Origin of the sequence: Pseudomonas sp. LA5, from assembly GCF_028640825.1 — a bacterium.
GTDB classification, from domain to species: domain Bacteria; phylum Pseudomonadota; class Gammaproteobacteria; order Pseudomonadales; family Pseudomonadaceae; genus Chryseomonas; species Chryseomonas aestiva.
In genome coordinates this window covers 72102-86977 of the sequence record NZ_JAQYZY010000025.1, presented here as the reverse complement: position 1 = coordinate 86977, position 14876 = coordinate 72102, and the positions used below count along the sequence as shown (strand labels likewise).

The 14876-nt window shown below is 64.7% G+C and carries 13 protein-coding genes and 1 pseudogene; 3 read left to right on the top strand and 11 right to left on the bottom strand.

Annotated features, from left to right (window positions below):
• The first annotated feature begins 61 nt into the window (after positions 1-61).
• From gloB to fabI, 3 genes are all read left to right on the top strand, one after another.
• A complete protein-coding gene (gene gloB / locus PVZ72_RS07080; protein ID WP_273861535.1) occupies positions 62-841 on the top strand; it encodes a hydroxyacylglutathione hydrolase in 780 nt (259 codons plus the stop codon).
• 145 nt (positions 842-986) lie between these two features.
• Positions 987-2621 (top strand): lytic transglycosylase domain-containing protein, encoded by a 1635-nt coding sequence (locus tag PVZ72_RS07075; RefSeq protein ID WP_187979296.1) that lies wholly within the window; start codon positions 987-989, stop codon positions 2619-2621.
• A 194-nt stretch (positions 2622-2815) separates the two neighbouring features.
• On the top strand, positions 2816-3616 hold the full coding sequence (gene fabI / locus PVZ72_RS07070; protein ID WP_042134086.1) for an enoyl-ACP reductase FabI: 801 nt from the start codon (positions 2816-2818) through the stop codon (positions 3614-3616).
• Between the two features lie 56 nt (positions 3617-3672).
• On the opposite strand, the gene PVZ72_RS07065 is transcribed toward fabI, so the two are convergent.
• From PVZ72_RS07065 to PVZ72_RS07020, 11 genes and pseudogenes are all read right to left on the bottom strand, one after another.
• Positions 3673-4536, bottom strand: a complete 864-nt coding sequence (locus PVZ72_RS07065) for a formate/nitrite transporter family protein (RefSeq protein WP_133861671.1) — start codon at positions 4534-4536, stop codon at positions 3673-3675.
• Entirely contained in the window at positions 4536-4781 is a 246-nt protein-coding gene (locus tag PVZ72_RS07060; RefSeq protein WP_133861670.1) for a hypothetical protein, read from the bottom strand. Before PVZ72_RS07060 ends, PVZ72_RS07065 begins: the two co-directional genes overlap by 1 nt.
• A gap of 94 nt (positions 4782-4875) precedes the next feature.
• Positions 4876-5259 (bottom strand): response regulator, encoded by a 384-nt coding sequence (locus tag PVZ72_RS07055; RefSeq protein WP_085982650.1) that lies wholly within the window; start codon positions 5257-5259, stop codon positions 4876-4878.
• A gap of 109 nt (positions 5260-5368) precedes the next feature.
• On the bottom strand, positions 5369-5581 hold the full coding sequence (locus PVZ72_RS07050) for a hypothetical protein (RefSeq protein WP_187979297.1): 213 nt from the start codon (positions 5579-5581) through the stop codon (positions 5369-5371).
• Positions 5582-5846: 265 nt separating this feature from the next.
• A complete protein-coding gene (locus tag PVZ72_RS24170) occupies positions 5847-6635 on the bottom strand; it encodes a methyl-accepting chemotaxis protein (protein WP_443218239.1) in 789 nt (262 codons plus the stop codon).
• Positions 6636-6701: 66 nt separating this feature from the next.
• Positions 6702-7472 (bottom strand): annotated as a pseudogene (locus PVZ72_RS24165) (MCP four helix bundle domain-containing protein); the annotation flags it as partial.
• A gap of 127 nt (positions 7473-7599) precedes the next feature.
• Positions 7600-8808 carry an OprD family porin gene (locus PVZ72_RS07040; RefSeq protein WP_273861534.1) on the bottom strand — a complete coding sequence of 403 codons (1209 nt, stop codon included), beginning with the start codon at positions 8806-8808 and terminating at the stop codon, positions 7600-7602.
• 1120 nt (positions 8809-9928) lie between these two features.
• Positions 9929-11404: an ABC transporter ATP-binding protein gene (locus PVZ72_RS07035; RefSeq protein ID WP_252977126.1), complete on the bottom strand. Its 1476-nt coding sequence runs from the start codon at positions 11402-11404 to the stop codon at positions 9929-9931.
• Positions 11401-12222 (bottom strand): ABC transporter permease, encoded by an 822-nt coding sequence (locus PVZ72_RS07030; RefSeq protein ID WP_273861533.1) that lies wholly within the window; start codon positions 12220-12222, stop codon positions 11401-11403. Before PVZ72_RS07030 ends, PVZ72_RS07035 begins: the two co-directional genes overlap by 4 nt.
• Positions 12219-13154: an ABC transporter permease gene (locus tag PVZ72_RS07025; RefSeq protein ID WP_273861532.1), complete on the bottom strand. Its 936-nt coding sequence runs from the start codon at positions 13152-13154 to the stop codon at positions 12219-12221. The genes PVZ72_RS07030 and PVZ72_RS07025 overlap by 4 nt, the downstream gene beginning before the upstream one ends.
• Positions 13151-14692 carry an ABC transporter substrate-binding protein gene (locus PVZ72_RS07020; protein WP_273861531.1) on the bottom strand — a complete coding sequence of 514 codons (1542 nt, stop codon included), beginning with the start codon at positions 14690-14692 and terminating at the stop codon, positions 13151-13153. The genes PVZ72_RS07025 and PVZ72_RS07020 overlap by 4 nt, the downstream gene beginning before the upstream one ends.
• Between the last annotated feature and the right edge of the window lie 184 nt (positions 14693-14876).

Genomic DNA, 14876 nt, shown 5'->3' with positions numbered 1-14876 from the left:
GCCTTAGCCCTACCACCCACTGCTACCCTAGGGGCCTGCAGTCCGACCAGAGAGCTCGTCCATGTTCGACATTCTTCCGCTGCCCGCTTTCAACGATAACTACATCTGGCTAATCAAGGACGCCGCGACAAGACAGGCGGTCGTGGTCGATCCGGGCGATGCCGCCCCCGTCCTGGCCTGGCTCGATGCCAATCCGGACTGGCGCCTGACCGATATCCTGATCACCCACCACCATAACGACCACACCGGTGGCATCACTGCGCTCAAGCAGCGCAGCGGCGCCCGGGTCAGTGCGCCGGCTGACGAACGCATCGCCGCGGTCGACCTCCCCCTGGCGGACGGCCAGCGCCTGGAGGTGCTGGGCGTTCCCTTCGAGGTCCTGCGGGTGCCCGGCCATACCGCCGGCCACATCGCCTTCCATGTCGCGGGTGAGCGACCCCTGCTGTTCAGCGGCGATACCCTCTTCTCGGCCGGCTGCGGCCGGCTCTTCGAAGGTACGCCCAGCCAGATGCTGACCTCCCTGCAACGCCTGGCCAGCCTGCCGGACGCCACCGAAATCTACTGCGGCCACGAATACACCCTCAGCAACCTGCGCTTCGCCCAGGCGGTAGAACCGGAAAACCCCGCGGTGCAGCAGGCCCTGACCGCGACGCAGCAGCTGCGGGAGGCCCAGCGTCCCACCCTGCCCTCCAGCCTGGGCCGCGAACGCCGCATCAATCCCTTCCTGCGTACCGCCGAAAGCAGCGTACGTCTGCGTTTGCAAGAGGAGCGCGGGGTGGCGGCAGATGCGCCGGAGGATACCTATTTCGCGGCCTTGAGAGGCTGGAAGGACACGTTCTGACACCTATTGCCCAGACCCCTTCAGCACGCTGTAAGCCAGGGCTTGCGGTCGTCGTACAGGTCACAGGCCAAGGGCTTGTTCCTTGACCCCCCGGGATGCGGTTCCTAGAATCGCCCATCCTCCAGCTCCCGGAAAGCCCAGACCGATGCCGCCAGCGACGCCGAAAACCCGCGAACCAGACGTGCTGGCCACCTCCTTCAAAGTCTCGGCGCTCTGCCTCGCCGTCTTCCTCGCCGGCTGCCAGAGCAATCAGCAGCCAGACAATCGTGCCTATCAGGCCGATCTGCACATGACGCAAAGCAAGATGCAGCGTCCGCCGGAATGGCTGCGCAAGGCACCGACCGCGGCGGCCACCAGCGGCGACATCTGGGACCGGGTGCGGGACGGCTATCAGCTCCAGGGGGCCGGCGATAACGGCACCAACCCGCGCATCGATCGTCAGCGCCTCTGGTACGCCAGCCACGAAGCTGCCCTCGCGCAGTCCTGCAGCCGCGGCGCGCCCTATCTGCATTACATCGTCGAGCGCCTGGAAGAACGCAACATGCCGCTGGAACTGGCCCTGCTGCCGGTGGTGGAAAGCTCTTTCAATCCCAACGCCCTCTCGCGCAGCGCCGCCTCCGGTCTGTGGCAGTTCATCCCCACCACCGGCAAGTATTTCAATCTGCGCCAGACCCGCTTCTATGACGGTCGCCGCGACATCACCGCCTCGACCAACGCCGCCCTGGACTACCTGAGCAAGCTGCACGACATGTTCGGTGGCGACTGGCTGCTGGCCCTGGCTGCCTACAATGCCGGCGAAGGCACGGTCAGCCGCGCCATCGAGCGCAACCAGTCGCTCGGCCTGCCCACCGACTACTGGAATCTGTCGTCGCTGCCGCCGGAAACCCAGGACTACGTGCCCAAGCTGCTCGCCGTCTCCCAGATCGTACGCAATCCGGACGCCTACGGCCTGGCCCTGGAATCCATCCCGGACGAGCCCTATTTCGAAGTCGTGGACATCAAGCAGCACCTGGATCTGGCCCGGGTGGCGGAACTTGCGGATCTGGATGCCAACGAACTCTATCGCCTGAATCCCGCCTACACCCAGCGCGTGACAATGGACGGCCCCAAGCATCTGCTGGTGCCGGCGGAAAAAGCCAAGCGCCTGGTCGCGACCCTGCCCAACATCGCCTCCGATGCCGTGGTGCAGTGGCAGGAATACCAGGTGCGCCGCGGCGATACCATGCGCAGCGTGGCCAAGCGTAATCGTGTGAGCGTCGAGCAACTCGCCGCGCTCAACAAGCTCAGCAGCAGCAGCCGCCTGTCCGCTGGCCGGGAATTGATGATCCCGCGGCGCGAGACCGGCAAGACCACGACGCCCCTGGAAACCATCGCCGTGGCCGAAGAACCCGTGGTGCGCACCTACCGGGTGCGCACTGGCGACAGCCTCTGGTCCATCGCTCGGGCCAACGAGGTGGAACTGGGTGACCTCAAGCGCTGGAACGATCTCGGCAAGCGTGGCCTCAAGGTCGGCGAGACGCTGAAGCTGCATGGCACGGGCAGCAGCACCGCCACGGCCGTGGCGATGCCGGCCTCCTATACCGTCAAGACCACCAAGCCGGCGGTAAAGACGGCCAAAACGACCAAGGCCGCCCCCACCTACTATCGGGTCAAGGCCGGCGATTCCCTCTATCAGATCGCCAAGCGCTACAACATCGGCGTGCAGGCGCTGCAGGACTGGAATCCGCGCAGCGCTTCCGCCCTGACCCCTGGTCAGACCCTGACGCTGTTCCTCAACTGAGGCGCGACCGCGCACCGCAGCGGTCAACCAGCGCTTTTGTCCCGGGTATCGACCTGCTACCTTACCGCCCCACCCGTGCCTGACCCCTAGCGGAGCCAGGCCAAGATCTCGCTCTGACCTGCGCAGAGCCCTGCCCAACCCGGACCTCAGCCCCTGGCTGCTGCCCGGGATTCAACACAGAAGAGGAAAAAACCATGGGATTTCTCGCCGGTAAGCGCGTTCTCATCGTCGGCGTCGCCAGCAAGCTGTCCATCGCCTCCGGCATCGCCGCGGCCATGCACCGCGAAGGCGCCGAGCTGGCCTTCACCTACCAGAACGAGAAGCTCAAGGGTCGCGTCGAAGAATTCGCCGCCGGCTGGGGTTCCAATCCCGAGCTGTGCTTCCCCTGCGACGTTGCCGACGACGCCCAGATCGAAGCCGTGTTCGCCGCGCTGGCGAAGAAGTGGGATGGCCTGGATTGCATCGTCCACTCGGTCGGCTTCGCCCCCGGCGACCAGCTGGACGGCGACTTCACCGCCGTGACCACCCGTGACGGCTTCAAGATCGCCCACGACATCAGCGCCTACAGCTTCGTCGCCCTGGCCAAGGCCGGTCGCGAGATGATGCGCGGCCGCAACGGCAGCCTGCTGACCCTGTCCTACCTGGGCGCCGAGCGCACCATGCCGAACTACAACGTCATGGGCATGGCCAAGGCCAGCCTCGAAGCCGGCGTCCGTTACCTGGCCGGCAGCCTCGGCCCGGAAGGCACCCGCGTCAACGCCGTGTCCGCCGGTCCCATCCGCACCCTGGCCGCATCGGGCATCAAGAGCTTCCGCAAGATGCTGGCCGCCAACGAGCGTCAGACGCCCCTGCGTCGCAACGTGACCATCGACGAAGTCGGCAACGCCGGTGCCTTCCTCTGCTCCGACCTGGCATCGGGCATCAGCGGCGAGATCCTCTATGTCGACGGCGGCTTCAACACTACCGCCATGGGTCAGCTCAACGACGACGAGTGATCGAAGCAGCTACCTGATCACCGCGAAGGGCCGGCAATTTGCCGGCCCTTCCGCTTTCAGGTGTCGCTGCGCACCTGGGCATGGCTGATCAGCGCGAAGATCAGACTGCCCCCGACGATGTTGCCGGCCAGGGTCGGCCCGGCGAAGGTCAGCCAGAAATCGCCCCAGCTCGCCTCTCCGGCGAACACCAGGTAAGCCACCTCCAGACTGCCGACCACGATGTGAGTGAAGTCCCCCAGGGCCATCAGGTAGGTGATGAGCACGATGATCCAGATCCTGGCGTGCTCTGCAGCGGGCAGCATCCAGACCATGGTGGCGATCATCCAGCCGGATACGATGCCCTTGGCGAACATCGCCGAGGCATCGTTCTCCATCACCTTGGTACCGATTTTCAGAAAAGCGGCGTCGGCCTTGGCATCGAACAGCGGCAGATTGAGGATCACGTAGGCGACTAGGATGGTCCCGATGAGATTGCCCACCAGTACCACACCCCACAGCCGCCCCAGGCGACCGAAATTGTGCAGCGTGGGTTCGCTCATCACCGGCAGTACCGCCGTCAGGGTGTTTTCGGTAAACAGCTGCTGACGCGCCAGGATCACCGCCAGAAAGCCAGCCGAATAACCGAAGCTGGCGATGGCCTTGCTGTAGCCACCCTCGGGCAGATTGGCATTGAGTAGCCCCATCGCCATCAACGACAGACCCATGGTCAGGCCGGCGGCCAGCGCCGACCAGAACAGCGCCGCGATCGTTCGTTCGAGTTCGTGATCACCCTGGGTACGGATGATCTCGTGCAGCACCACGGCGCGTGGCAGCTGGTTCTCGTCGACGTCCTCTTCTTCCTCGCGACTCAGTTCAGGGTCGTCCGGACCGGATTCATGCCGCTGTCGGGGTTCTTCGCCCTGTTCCTGGTCTCTCTTCATCAGACGGCCCGCTCGTCCCAGAGGAGTTCATCGTCGTCGCCGATCTCGGTCACGCGATTGAGCGCGGCATCGGCGGCCTCCTCCGCCTCGGAGGCCAGATCGAAATGACGCTCGGTGGCGACCTTGTGAAAGGTCGGATGGGCATCCTCGCGCCGCGCCTTGACGGCGATGACCGCTTCGAAACCCTGTTCAGCCGGAACGGCGGAGGAAATCGCTTCGTGATGATTGAAATGCTTGATAGCCATGGGCGCCGTTATCTCCAACCTGAGGCGACCGGATTGGTCGCACCTGACAGATAGACTGTGCCGGCGGAAAAACGATCTGTGGCGAGGGAGCGGATCAGGCGCCGAGCAGCTTCTGCACCTGCAGGTGGAGACGCTCGAGGGAGAATGGCTTGGTCAGCAAGGGGACCTTGCCCAGCAATGGCGAGCCGGTATCGATGATTTCGGCTGGGTAGCCGCTGATGAAGAGCACCTTGAGATCGGGGCGCAACTTGAGCGCGGGCTCGGCGATCATCACGCCAGAGACGTCGTCGGGAAGGCGGAAGTCGGTGATCAGCAGATCCAGGCGTGGCCGACCGGCCAGGATGCGAAAGGCTTCGAGTGACGATGGCGCCTGCAGGACGGTGTAACCCAGTTCGGAAAGATAATCCGCCAGAATCATCAAAATCTGCGGCTCATCTTCGACGACCAGGACAACCTTGCTCTGTTCCGCACTCACCATCTGACCCCTGTACCCACACGCTCGGCCCCCTTGGACACAAGAGGCCTGCAAAGTTCCATTCTAGACGCAGATTTAGGGGGCGCCAGACGTGCCGGCGACCCCCTGGACATTACTGCTGTTGCTTCTGGCCTTGCTCGTTGAGCGTGGTCTTGCCGGCGCCGGTCGCGGCGCCTGCACCTTCACCGGTCTTCTGACCAGCCGGGGTGCCCATACCAGCGCTGTTGGCCTTTGGCGGATTGCCTGCACTTTCGGTGGCGAAAGCAGCGCCACTGGCAGCGATCAGACCAGCAAACATCAAGGCAGAGATTTTCTTCGCGTTCATGGTAGGACTCCGGGTTGATTGGACACTGTTTAGGCAGGCCAAGCGCCGATTCGTTCTCTACCCGATGCCAGAGGCGATGTAACGGAATACTAAAGACTGTCGGGCGGGCATTCCAGCGGCGAGCAGGCGTGCCAGCGCAGCGCAGTCGCACGGGCGAATGCCCCAGAGCCCTTGTTAGTCTTTCTATTGCCGCGACGAACCTGGAGCCAGTCGCAAAGGACGCTTTCCCGCCGCCGCGTGGCGAGAAGGCCTCAAGGCCCTCCTCCTAGACGGCGAATTCGCGAACCACGCGATTCAATCCGCTGGCCAGCCTGGAGACCTCGGCGCTGGCGCTGGCGGTCTGGGTGGCGCCGGTCGCGCTCTGGGTGGCCAGGTCACGGATACTGGTGATGTTGCGATCGATCTCCCGCGCCACCTGCGCCTGCTCTTCAGCGGCGGTGGCGATGACCGCATTGCGATCGTTGATCTGGGAGATGGATTCGGCGATCTGCTCCAGGGACACATTGGCCAGCTGGGCGACCGAGGTGGATTCACCGGCCAGCTGCTGACTCTCGGCCATGGCCCTGACGGCCTGGGATGAATCATTCTGGATGGCGCCGATCATCTGCTCGATCTCGCGAGTCGACTGCTGGGTACGATGGGCCAGTGCCCGTACCTCGTCGGCGACCACGGCGAAGCCCCGGCCCTGCTCACCCGCCCGGGCCGCCTCGATGGCAGCGTTCAGCGCCAGCAGGTTGGTCTGTTCGGCGATGGCGCGAATGACCTCGACCACGGCGTTGATGTCCTGGGCGCGGGACGACAGGGCCTGGATCTGCTCGCTGGTGCTGGCCACGTTCTGCGCCAGCGCCTCGATCGACTGCACTGTGCGGGTGACCTTGTCCAGGCCGTCGCTGGTCAGGTTCTGGGTATGCAGCGAAGTGCTGGCCGCATCGGCGGCGTTGCGCGCGACCTCCTCCACCGCCGAACTCATCTCGGTGACGGCACTGGCAGCCTGGTTGACCTCGTCGTTCTGCCGCACATAGCCGCGGCTGGCTTCGTCGATCACCGCGGTCATCTCTTCCGCGGCGGAGGCCAGCTGGGTCGAGCTGTCGCCGAGATGGGAAACGGTGTCGCGCAGATTGCCCTGCATCTGGGCCAGGGCCTGCAGCATGCCGGCCGCTTCGTCGCGACCGACCACGGTGATCCGTTCGGTAAGGTCCTTGCGGGCGATCCGCTGGGCAATGCGCAAGGCCTCACCCACCGGCAGGGTGATGCTGCGGATCAGCAGAGCCGCAAGCACGACGGTGGCCGCTATGGTCAGGCCGATCAGCCCATAGACCCAGAACAGGCCGTTGGCATAGGTGGCGCCCGCCGCCTGCCCCGCAGCCTGGGCACCGCGCTCGTTGAAGGCGCTCAGTTCGGCAATGGTCTTTTCCAGCGCGTTGGTGAGCGGACGGATCGAGGTGTTGATCAGGACGATGGCGCCTTCGTTGTCACCCGCGCGCAGCTTGGGCTCGAAGGCATCCAGCAGGGTCCGGTAGCTCTCGGCGCCCTTGACCACGGCGCCGTACAACTGGCGGTCTTCAGCGTTGGCCAGGGTCTTTTCGTAGTCCTTGACCGCCGTGAAGAAGGCATCGCGATAACCGGGAAAGGCCGCGACCGTCTGGGCGCGCAGCTGCGGATCCGGTGTGGTGGTGGCCCTGAGACTTTCCAGGCGCAGCCGCAGCAATCCGCCACTCATCTTCGCCGCCAGCTGGTTGCCCGGCAGCCAGTTGGTCTCCACTTCCTGCTCCGCCTCGAAGAGCTTGCCCATCTGCACCACGGCGACGCCACCGAGGGCGAAGACGATCAGGACGATGACGGAAAAGAACAGCACGGCGCGGGGCGCGACGTTGAGGCTGCGAAGACTCATGAGGGTTATCCCTAATAAAATGACTATTAGGGCTATCGGCGCAGCGGGGCCCGCTTAAGCCAGCGACGACGGACGGCCGCGAACCGCTTGCCAGCGGTCGCGGCGTCCATTGGGGATTACGCGAGCGTCAGAGCAATTGCAGCGGATAGTCGAGGATGACCCGCAGCTGATTGACCGAACCGCCGGTGGACGGCGAGCCGTGGTGCCAGGCCTGGCGGACCCGGATCGACAGTCCTTTGGCCGCTCCCGCTTGCAGGACGTAGCGACCCTCCAGGTCGACTTCCCGCTCGTGATCGTCTGCGCCGTAGAGCCCACGATAGGCGCTGTTGACCGGCAGCTCGCGACCATCGATACCGGAGCCCTCGAGGTAGCGGGTCATCAGGCTGAGGCCGGGCACGCCGAGCGTCTTGAAGCTGAGATCGTAGCGCGCTTGCCAGGAGCGTTCGCCAGGGGCATTGAAGTCGGAGAGCATCACGGCGTTGCCCAGGAGGATACCGCCGCCGAGGCGATCGTTGTCGCCCAAGGCCACGTAGTCGAACGGCGTATCACCATCGATCTGCTGCCAGCCCAGCGTGAAGGTGTGAGGTCCCTGGCTGAAGGCAGCGGCGAGGCTATAGGACGTATTGTCGATCGGGCCAGCCTTGGCCGCTCCGGTATCCCGTGTGTGATAGAGATTGGCATCGAAGGTGAGTGCCTGGGTGCTGGACAGCGCCCTTACCAGATTCAGGTTGCCGTAGTACTGGTTCCAGATGTCATCTAGCTGCGCCGCATAGAGCGACAGGCTGACCCCCTTGACCGGGCTGTACTTGCCACCGGCGAAATCGATGTGATCGGCGCGCTGCCGCGCGTATCCGGCCCAGAGATCGCCATCGCGGTTAGTGCTGACCTGATCGGTGGAAGAGGTGAAATGCCCTGCTTCCAGCAACAGATCCGCCATGTCGCTACTGAGCACGCTCCACCCCGTGGCGGTCTGCGGCAGCAGGCGACTGGTGCTGATGGCGAAGACCGGCGCCGTGGGCGCCTGTTGACCATAGCGCACCACGGTATTGCCCAGCCGCAGCTTCAGCGCAGCACCGGCACGGGAATATTCATCAGCCGGCTCATTCCCGGCATGAACGGGCAAGTTACCGGTGCCACGGCGTCCGGGGCCGCCATCGAGCTTGAGGCCCAGATAGCCGAAGGCATCGACCCCAATACCCACGGGACCCGGTGTGAACCCTGACTGATAGTCCAGCAGGAAACCCTGGGTCCAGTCTTCCTGATTCGCCCGTCCGTTGGCGCGGTCACTGTTGAAGTAGAAGTTGCGTACCGTCAGCACCAGTTTGCTGTCGTCCACCAAGCCCTCCGCGAAGGCTGCATTGCAGCCAAGCAGCAGCGTACAGCCGCCCACCACCCCAAACGTCCAGCGGCCGAGGAGTCGGCTGAAACTGGTCAAATGGGTATTGGATATCGCTCCTTTCTGATTACGCGTGCTTTGCATAACTTCCCCTATTCATTGTCGGCGACTACTAGTGGTTGAAGACGCGCAGCCAGACGTGCACCGGACAGCAGAGCCGCACCGGCGTGGCTTGAAATGCGCGTTGAAGAGAGCCCGCACTCCCCAGTACGGGCTCTGAAATCAGGTCATAGTGCTGGCGAATCGACTACCAGAAAGAAAACAAAGCGGACATAGGAGTTACTCGATCTCTTAATTTTCGAAAACAACGGACTTGCAAGCCTGCCTGTTCAATCTTTCGATATAACTCACTGCCACGCCGAAACTAGCCGGATAAAACCGCTGAAAATCTCGCACACAGTCAAAGAAGTAGAAATCAGTTGTCACATGAACTTCGCGGGCAGCTTCTACTTACGTGCAGACACTGCCGCGCAATCGACTAGTGCAGTCGATTGGCAGCAAGGGCACGTCGACACGGGATGCGTAATGCTGCTTTTTCCTATCGCCAGGCGTCAAGGTTTACGGCGTCTTTTCACCTAAAATTCAAATTTGGATATTTAAGTTATTAAGGTTTTTTACCGCAGCTCACCTCCTATATCTCCAATAGAAATCGAGCACCTACTATAAAAAGACGGACATATTATAAGAATGTTCTAGCGCGATTCACGAAGCCCACGCCTTGTCCCTCATCTAACAGATACAGACGGAAAAACATCGATCCCATCGCTCAGTGCGCCAAGCTCAGGAAGTTTCGACTCAGGAGCTGTGCAAGTTTGCTTGGCCAACCCAGGATCTCTTTCTAACCAGTCCAAAAATCACTACCAAGAATTCTTGGTAAAGTAATACCAAGTTGAAACCTGCCGCTTTCGGAGCAGGGCCTGGATACCCGACGCTTTTTTCAGCGCGCAGCGAACCTCACTGGACGTTTGTTGCGCCCAGCACGTGACCGCTGCCATCGCATGTCAGACGAGTCGCTTAGCTGGAAGGGTGCTGCCGGTACTGAGGGATACCGGCGAAAATCCTAGTCGTGGGCGGCGAAAACCACCTCCGGCGCCTCAGGCCGGGAGTTCAACTCCGCCTGACTGCGCATCGGCGCCGCCGGATCTGTCAGGTGGATGCGCCGATCGGCGACGGCGCCCACCAGGTCCTCGTCGTGGCTGACCAGGAGGATGGCGGTTCCGGATTCCTCGGCGGTCTCGACCAGCAGCTCGATCATCTCCTTCTGGGTAATGAGGTCCAGCCGCGAGCTGGGCTCGTCAGCGAAGATCAGCGCCGGGTCGAGCAGCAGCACGCGCAGCAGGGAAAAGCGCTGCAACTCACCTCCGGAGATGTTGCCGGGCAGTCGATCCAGCAGACGCTCGTCGAGGCGCAGGCGCTGCATCAGCCGCCCAATCCGCGCTGTATCCAGCCGATGCAGCCGCACCAGATCCGCCAGCAGTTGGCGAATGGTCACCGAGGGCGCGAAGGCAGCCACCGGATCCTGGTGCAGCTTCTGGAAGGCGAAGCGACCGAGACCCGGCTGGCGGCGGATCGCACCCGCGCTGTGCGCGGCCAGGCCAAGCAGGATGTCGCCGAGGGTCGACTTGCCGCAGCCAGACGGTCCCGTCACGCCGAGAATCTCCCCAGGCCGGACGCCAAAGGACAATCCCTCGAACAGCTGCTTGCCACCGCGCTGGGCGGCAAGGTCCTCCACCGTCACCACGGCTTCGTCGGTAATGGCTCGCGAGGTACGCTTCGGCCACTGGGCGGGATCGGCGGCCAGCAGTTCACGGGTATAGGCATGCTGCGGCTGGCGCAGCACCTGCTCGGCCGTACCGGATTCGATGACCCGTCCCTTGAGCATGATCATCACCTCGCCGCCCAGGCGGCGCGCGACTTCCAGGTCGTGGGTGATGATGAGCAGGCTGCCTCCCTCGGCCAGCATGGCCTTGAGCAGGTCGATGACCTCGTCGATGCGGTCGCGATCCAGCCCTTTGGTCGGCTCGTCGGCGATCAGCACTGGCGAGCCACCGGCATGGGTGGCGGCAAAGGCCAGGCGCTGGGCCATGCCCCCGGACAGCTGGAAGGGATACTTGCGCTCGGCGCCGGCCAGGCCCAGCCGCGCCAGATCCGCGCTGGCCCGGTCGCGGGCTTCGGCACGGGCGAGGCCGACGACCTGGGTGTAGGTCTCGGCGACCTGGGAGCGTGCCTGCATGGTCGGGTCCAGGCTCAGCCAGGGTTCCTGGGGCAGCACCGCCAGCCCCCTGCCCCAGTGCTTACGGCGACCGGCCTCGCGGCCTTCTTCGCTGAAGCCGTCCGCCAGGCCTATCTGCCCGTGGGCCTGCAGCCCCGCCGGCAGGTTGCCGACGACGCCCTGGGCGAACAGGCTCTTGCCCGAGCCGGTCTCGCCGATGATCGACAACACCTGCCCCGGCGCCAGGCGGATTGACAGCGGTTCCACCAATCGGGCCTCGGCGGTGCGGATCTCCAGCGCCGTGGTCGTGAGCAAGGCGGTCATGGCTTGCGCCCTCCGGTGATGAGCAGTAGCGACAGCACGGTTAGAAAGATCGCCAGGATAGGCAGGCCCATGACCAGGGGTGCCTCGGCGTAATAGGGCAGCAACTCGGTGATCATCAGGCCCAGCTCGGCCGTGGGCGGGCGCACGCCGATGCTGACGAAACCCAGGGCGGCGATGGCCATGATGGTCGAGGCGGCGCCAAAGGCGGCGATGGTCAGGAGCAGCGGCGCCATCTGCGGCCAGAGATGGCGGCGGATGATGTAGACGGGGCCGAAGCCCAGCAGCCCGCTGGCGGCCACCGCCGGCGAGGCCAGCACGGTGCGCGCCAGCGCCCGGGTCATGCGGAAATACTCCACCCAGAGCACCAGGGCCACGGCGCTGTAGAGGGCGACGAAGGAGCCGGGAAACACCGCGACGATCAGCAGCACCAGCAGCAACCCCGGCAAGGCCAGGAACAGCTCGGCCAGGCCGCCCAGCAGCTTGTCGACCAGTCCGCCTTTCCAGGCGGCCAGGATGCCCAGCAGCACGCCGGGAATGGCGGCGGTGCAGACGCTGATGAAGGCCAGCCCCAGCGAGAAGCGGATGGCCACCGACAGCCGCGCCAGCATGTCGCGGCCCAGGTGATCGGTACCCAGCGGATAGGCGCTGCTGGGCCCCGCGAGGATCGCCTCATAGTCCTGACGGGCGATATCGCCCGGCCAGAGCAGCGGGGTGAGTACGGCGAAGGCGATCAGTGTCGCCAGCAGGCCCAGGCCGAGCCCGCGCGCGGAGGATTTGACCGGAGGCGCCGCCGCAGCGAGGGTAGCGTCGAGATTCATGCGTTTCTCCCGCGCGGATCGATCAGGTGGTTGGCGAGATCGACCAGGGTATTGAGGATGACGAACAGCAGCCCCATCGCCAGGGCGGTGCCCTGCACCATGGGCACGTCGCGCTGGACGATGGCGTGGACCAGACCGTGACCGATGCCCGGCCAGGCGAACAGCGTCTCCACCACCACCACGCCCTCGATGAGATACACCAGCTGCACGCCCAGGTAGGTCACCACCGGCACGCCGATGTTGCGCAGGCCATGGCGCAGGAAGACGCTGGCGCCTCTCAGGCCCTTGAGGCGGCCGAAGCGGTAGTAGGCGGACGCGGCGACCTCCACCGTGGCGTCCCGGGCGACCCGCGACGACACCGCGGCCAGCCCCAGGGCCAGGGTCAGCGTGGGCAAGACGCTGTGCCAGAAGGTACCGTGACCGGCCGCCGGGAACAGCTGCCAGGAGATGGCGAACAGCAGCACGAAGATCACGCCCAGGACGAATTGCGGCAGCGCGCGGATCGCGGTGGTCAGCACCAGCAGGCCGCGGTCCAGCAGACTCCCCGGACGCAGACCGGCCACCACGCCCAGCGGCGGGCCCAGCAGCAGCGACAGGCAGACGGCGCCGATGGCCAGGCGGATGGAGCTGCCCAGTTCATGGGCGACGACATCCATCACCGGCTTGCCGGAGACCAGCGAATGGCCGAGATCCAGGGTCAGCAGATCGCCGATCCAGGCGAGGAAGCGCCACAGCAGGGGCTGATCCAGATTCAGCTCGGCCCGCACCGCCGCAGCTGCGGCGGTATCCACCAGATCATAGCCGTAACGCGCGGCCGCGATGCGGTAGGCGGCGTCTCCCGGCAGCAGATTCATGAACAGGAAGGTGAGACCGCCGACCAGCAGGGCGACCAGCCCCGCCTGCAGCAGGCGAAAGGCAAGCAAGCGGGTCATGGGGTCCACCGCAGCTTGCTCAGGCCGAAGGTGCGCTCGAAGGGATCGATGGCGGCGCCTTCGACGGCATTGGACACGGCCATCGTCTGGCGATACCAGGCCACCGGAATCACCGGCAGGTCCTTTTGCACCTGGGCCATGGCGGCATGGCGCTGGCGCTGTTGCTCGGCCGGATCGTCGCTGGCCAGCAGCGCGGCCAGCGCATGGTCGAAGACCGGGTTCTTCCAGCCCAACGGACCCCATTCCGCACCGCCGTGGCCGAAATCATTGAGCAGAGTAACCAGGGGATCCGGGACCAGGGCGAAGTTGCGGCCATAGAGTGCCAGTTGCAGCGAGCCATCGTTGTGCGCGGCCGGGATGGCGCTTGAGTTCTGCACCGCGACCTCCACGTCCACGCCCACTTCGCGCAACTGCGCCTGCAGCGCGGTGGCGATCAGCGGCAGCTCGGGTCTGTCGGAATAGGTCAGCAGCTTGAGCCTGAGCGGCGTGCCGTCCTTTTGCAGGATGCCATCGGATCCCGGTGTCCAGCCCTGCCCGGCCAGCAGCTTGCGCGATGCCGCCGGATCGTAGGCGAGCGGCGCCAGCTCGGGGTCGTGCCAGGCGGGCACATTCCTGGCAAACAGCTGAGTCGCCCCGGTACCCGGCGCGCGTAACACGGCGGCGGCGACGCCTTCGCGCTGGATGGCCAGGCTGAGTGCCTGCCGTACTTCCACCGGCGCGGTGGCGCCGGCACCGGAGTTGGGGGTCAGCAGCACCACTCGCGGGACTGGCTCGATCAGCACCTTGAGACTGCTGGAGCGCTTGAGGCGGGCAATGCTGGGCGGGTCGAGCTGGAACACCAGCTCAGCATCGCCGCTCTCGGCCATCAGGGTGCGGGTCTCACCGCGGCCCGCGGCCAAGTAGGAGGTCCTGGCGATCTCCGGCTGGGCGCCCCAGTAGCCCGCGAAGCGCTTGGCAGCCAGGCGTTGCGGGGGTTCTAGCAGGGTCAGCTGGTACGGCCCCGTGCCGATGATCTGCTGTACCTTGCCTTCGCCGTCGTAGGCGGCCGGCGCCAGGATATTGGTGGAGGAATGCGCCAGCAGCGCCAGCAAGGGCTTGAAGGGTTTCGTCAGGCGGATCACCACCTCGTTGCCCTCGGCAGTGACCGATTCCGTGCCCGCCTGCTTGAGCACCCCGGGCTTGCCCCGTGCCGCATTGAGGGCAGCGGCCGCGGCTTCTGCCGTGAGGACGCTGCCGTCATGGAATTTCACCCCCTGGCGAATGGTGAGCCGCCAGGTAAGGCCATCCGCCGATTCGGTCCAGCGCACTGCCAGGCCAGGGACTGGCTGGCCCTGGGCATCGGCTTCGAGCAGCGTCTCGGTGATCTGCATGCGCTGGAAGACGAAGCCGGAAATCGACGGATCCAGCCCACCGATCTCGAAGGGGCCGACCACGTCGAAGACGCGTTCCTCGGCGCTGGAAAGCGGCGGCACGAAGGCGACCAGGGTCGCCAACGCCGAAGCGGTCAGCGCCGACCGGAGGGTGCGAGATACAGGCATAACAGTCCTTAGCAGAGCGAAAGCGCCGATACCCGCAGCTGACAGCCGAGCATCGGCCAAACCAATGAAGGCGCACGTTATATCATAACGTTTTCGCAACAAGCCAAGCCCTACCTGCGATAGCAACATCTTGAAACAGCTGGAGAATTTTTCGCGGAGCGGCGGCAGGCGATGAGGTCCAGTC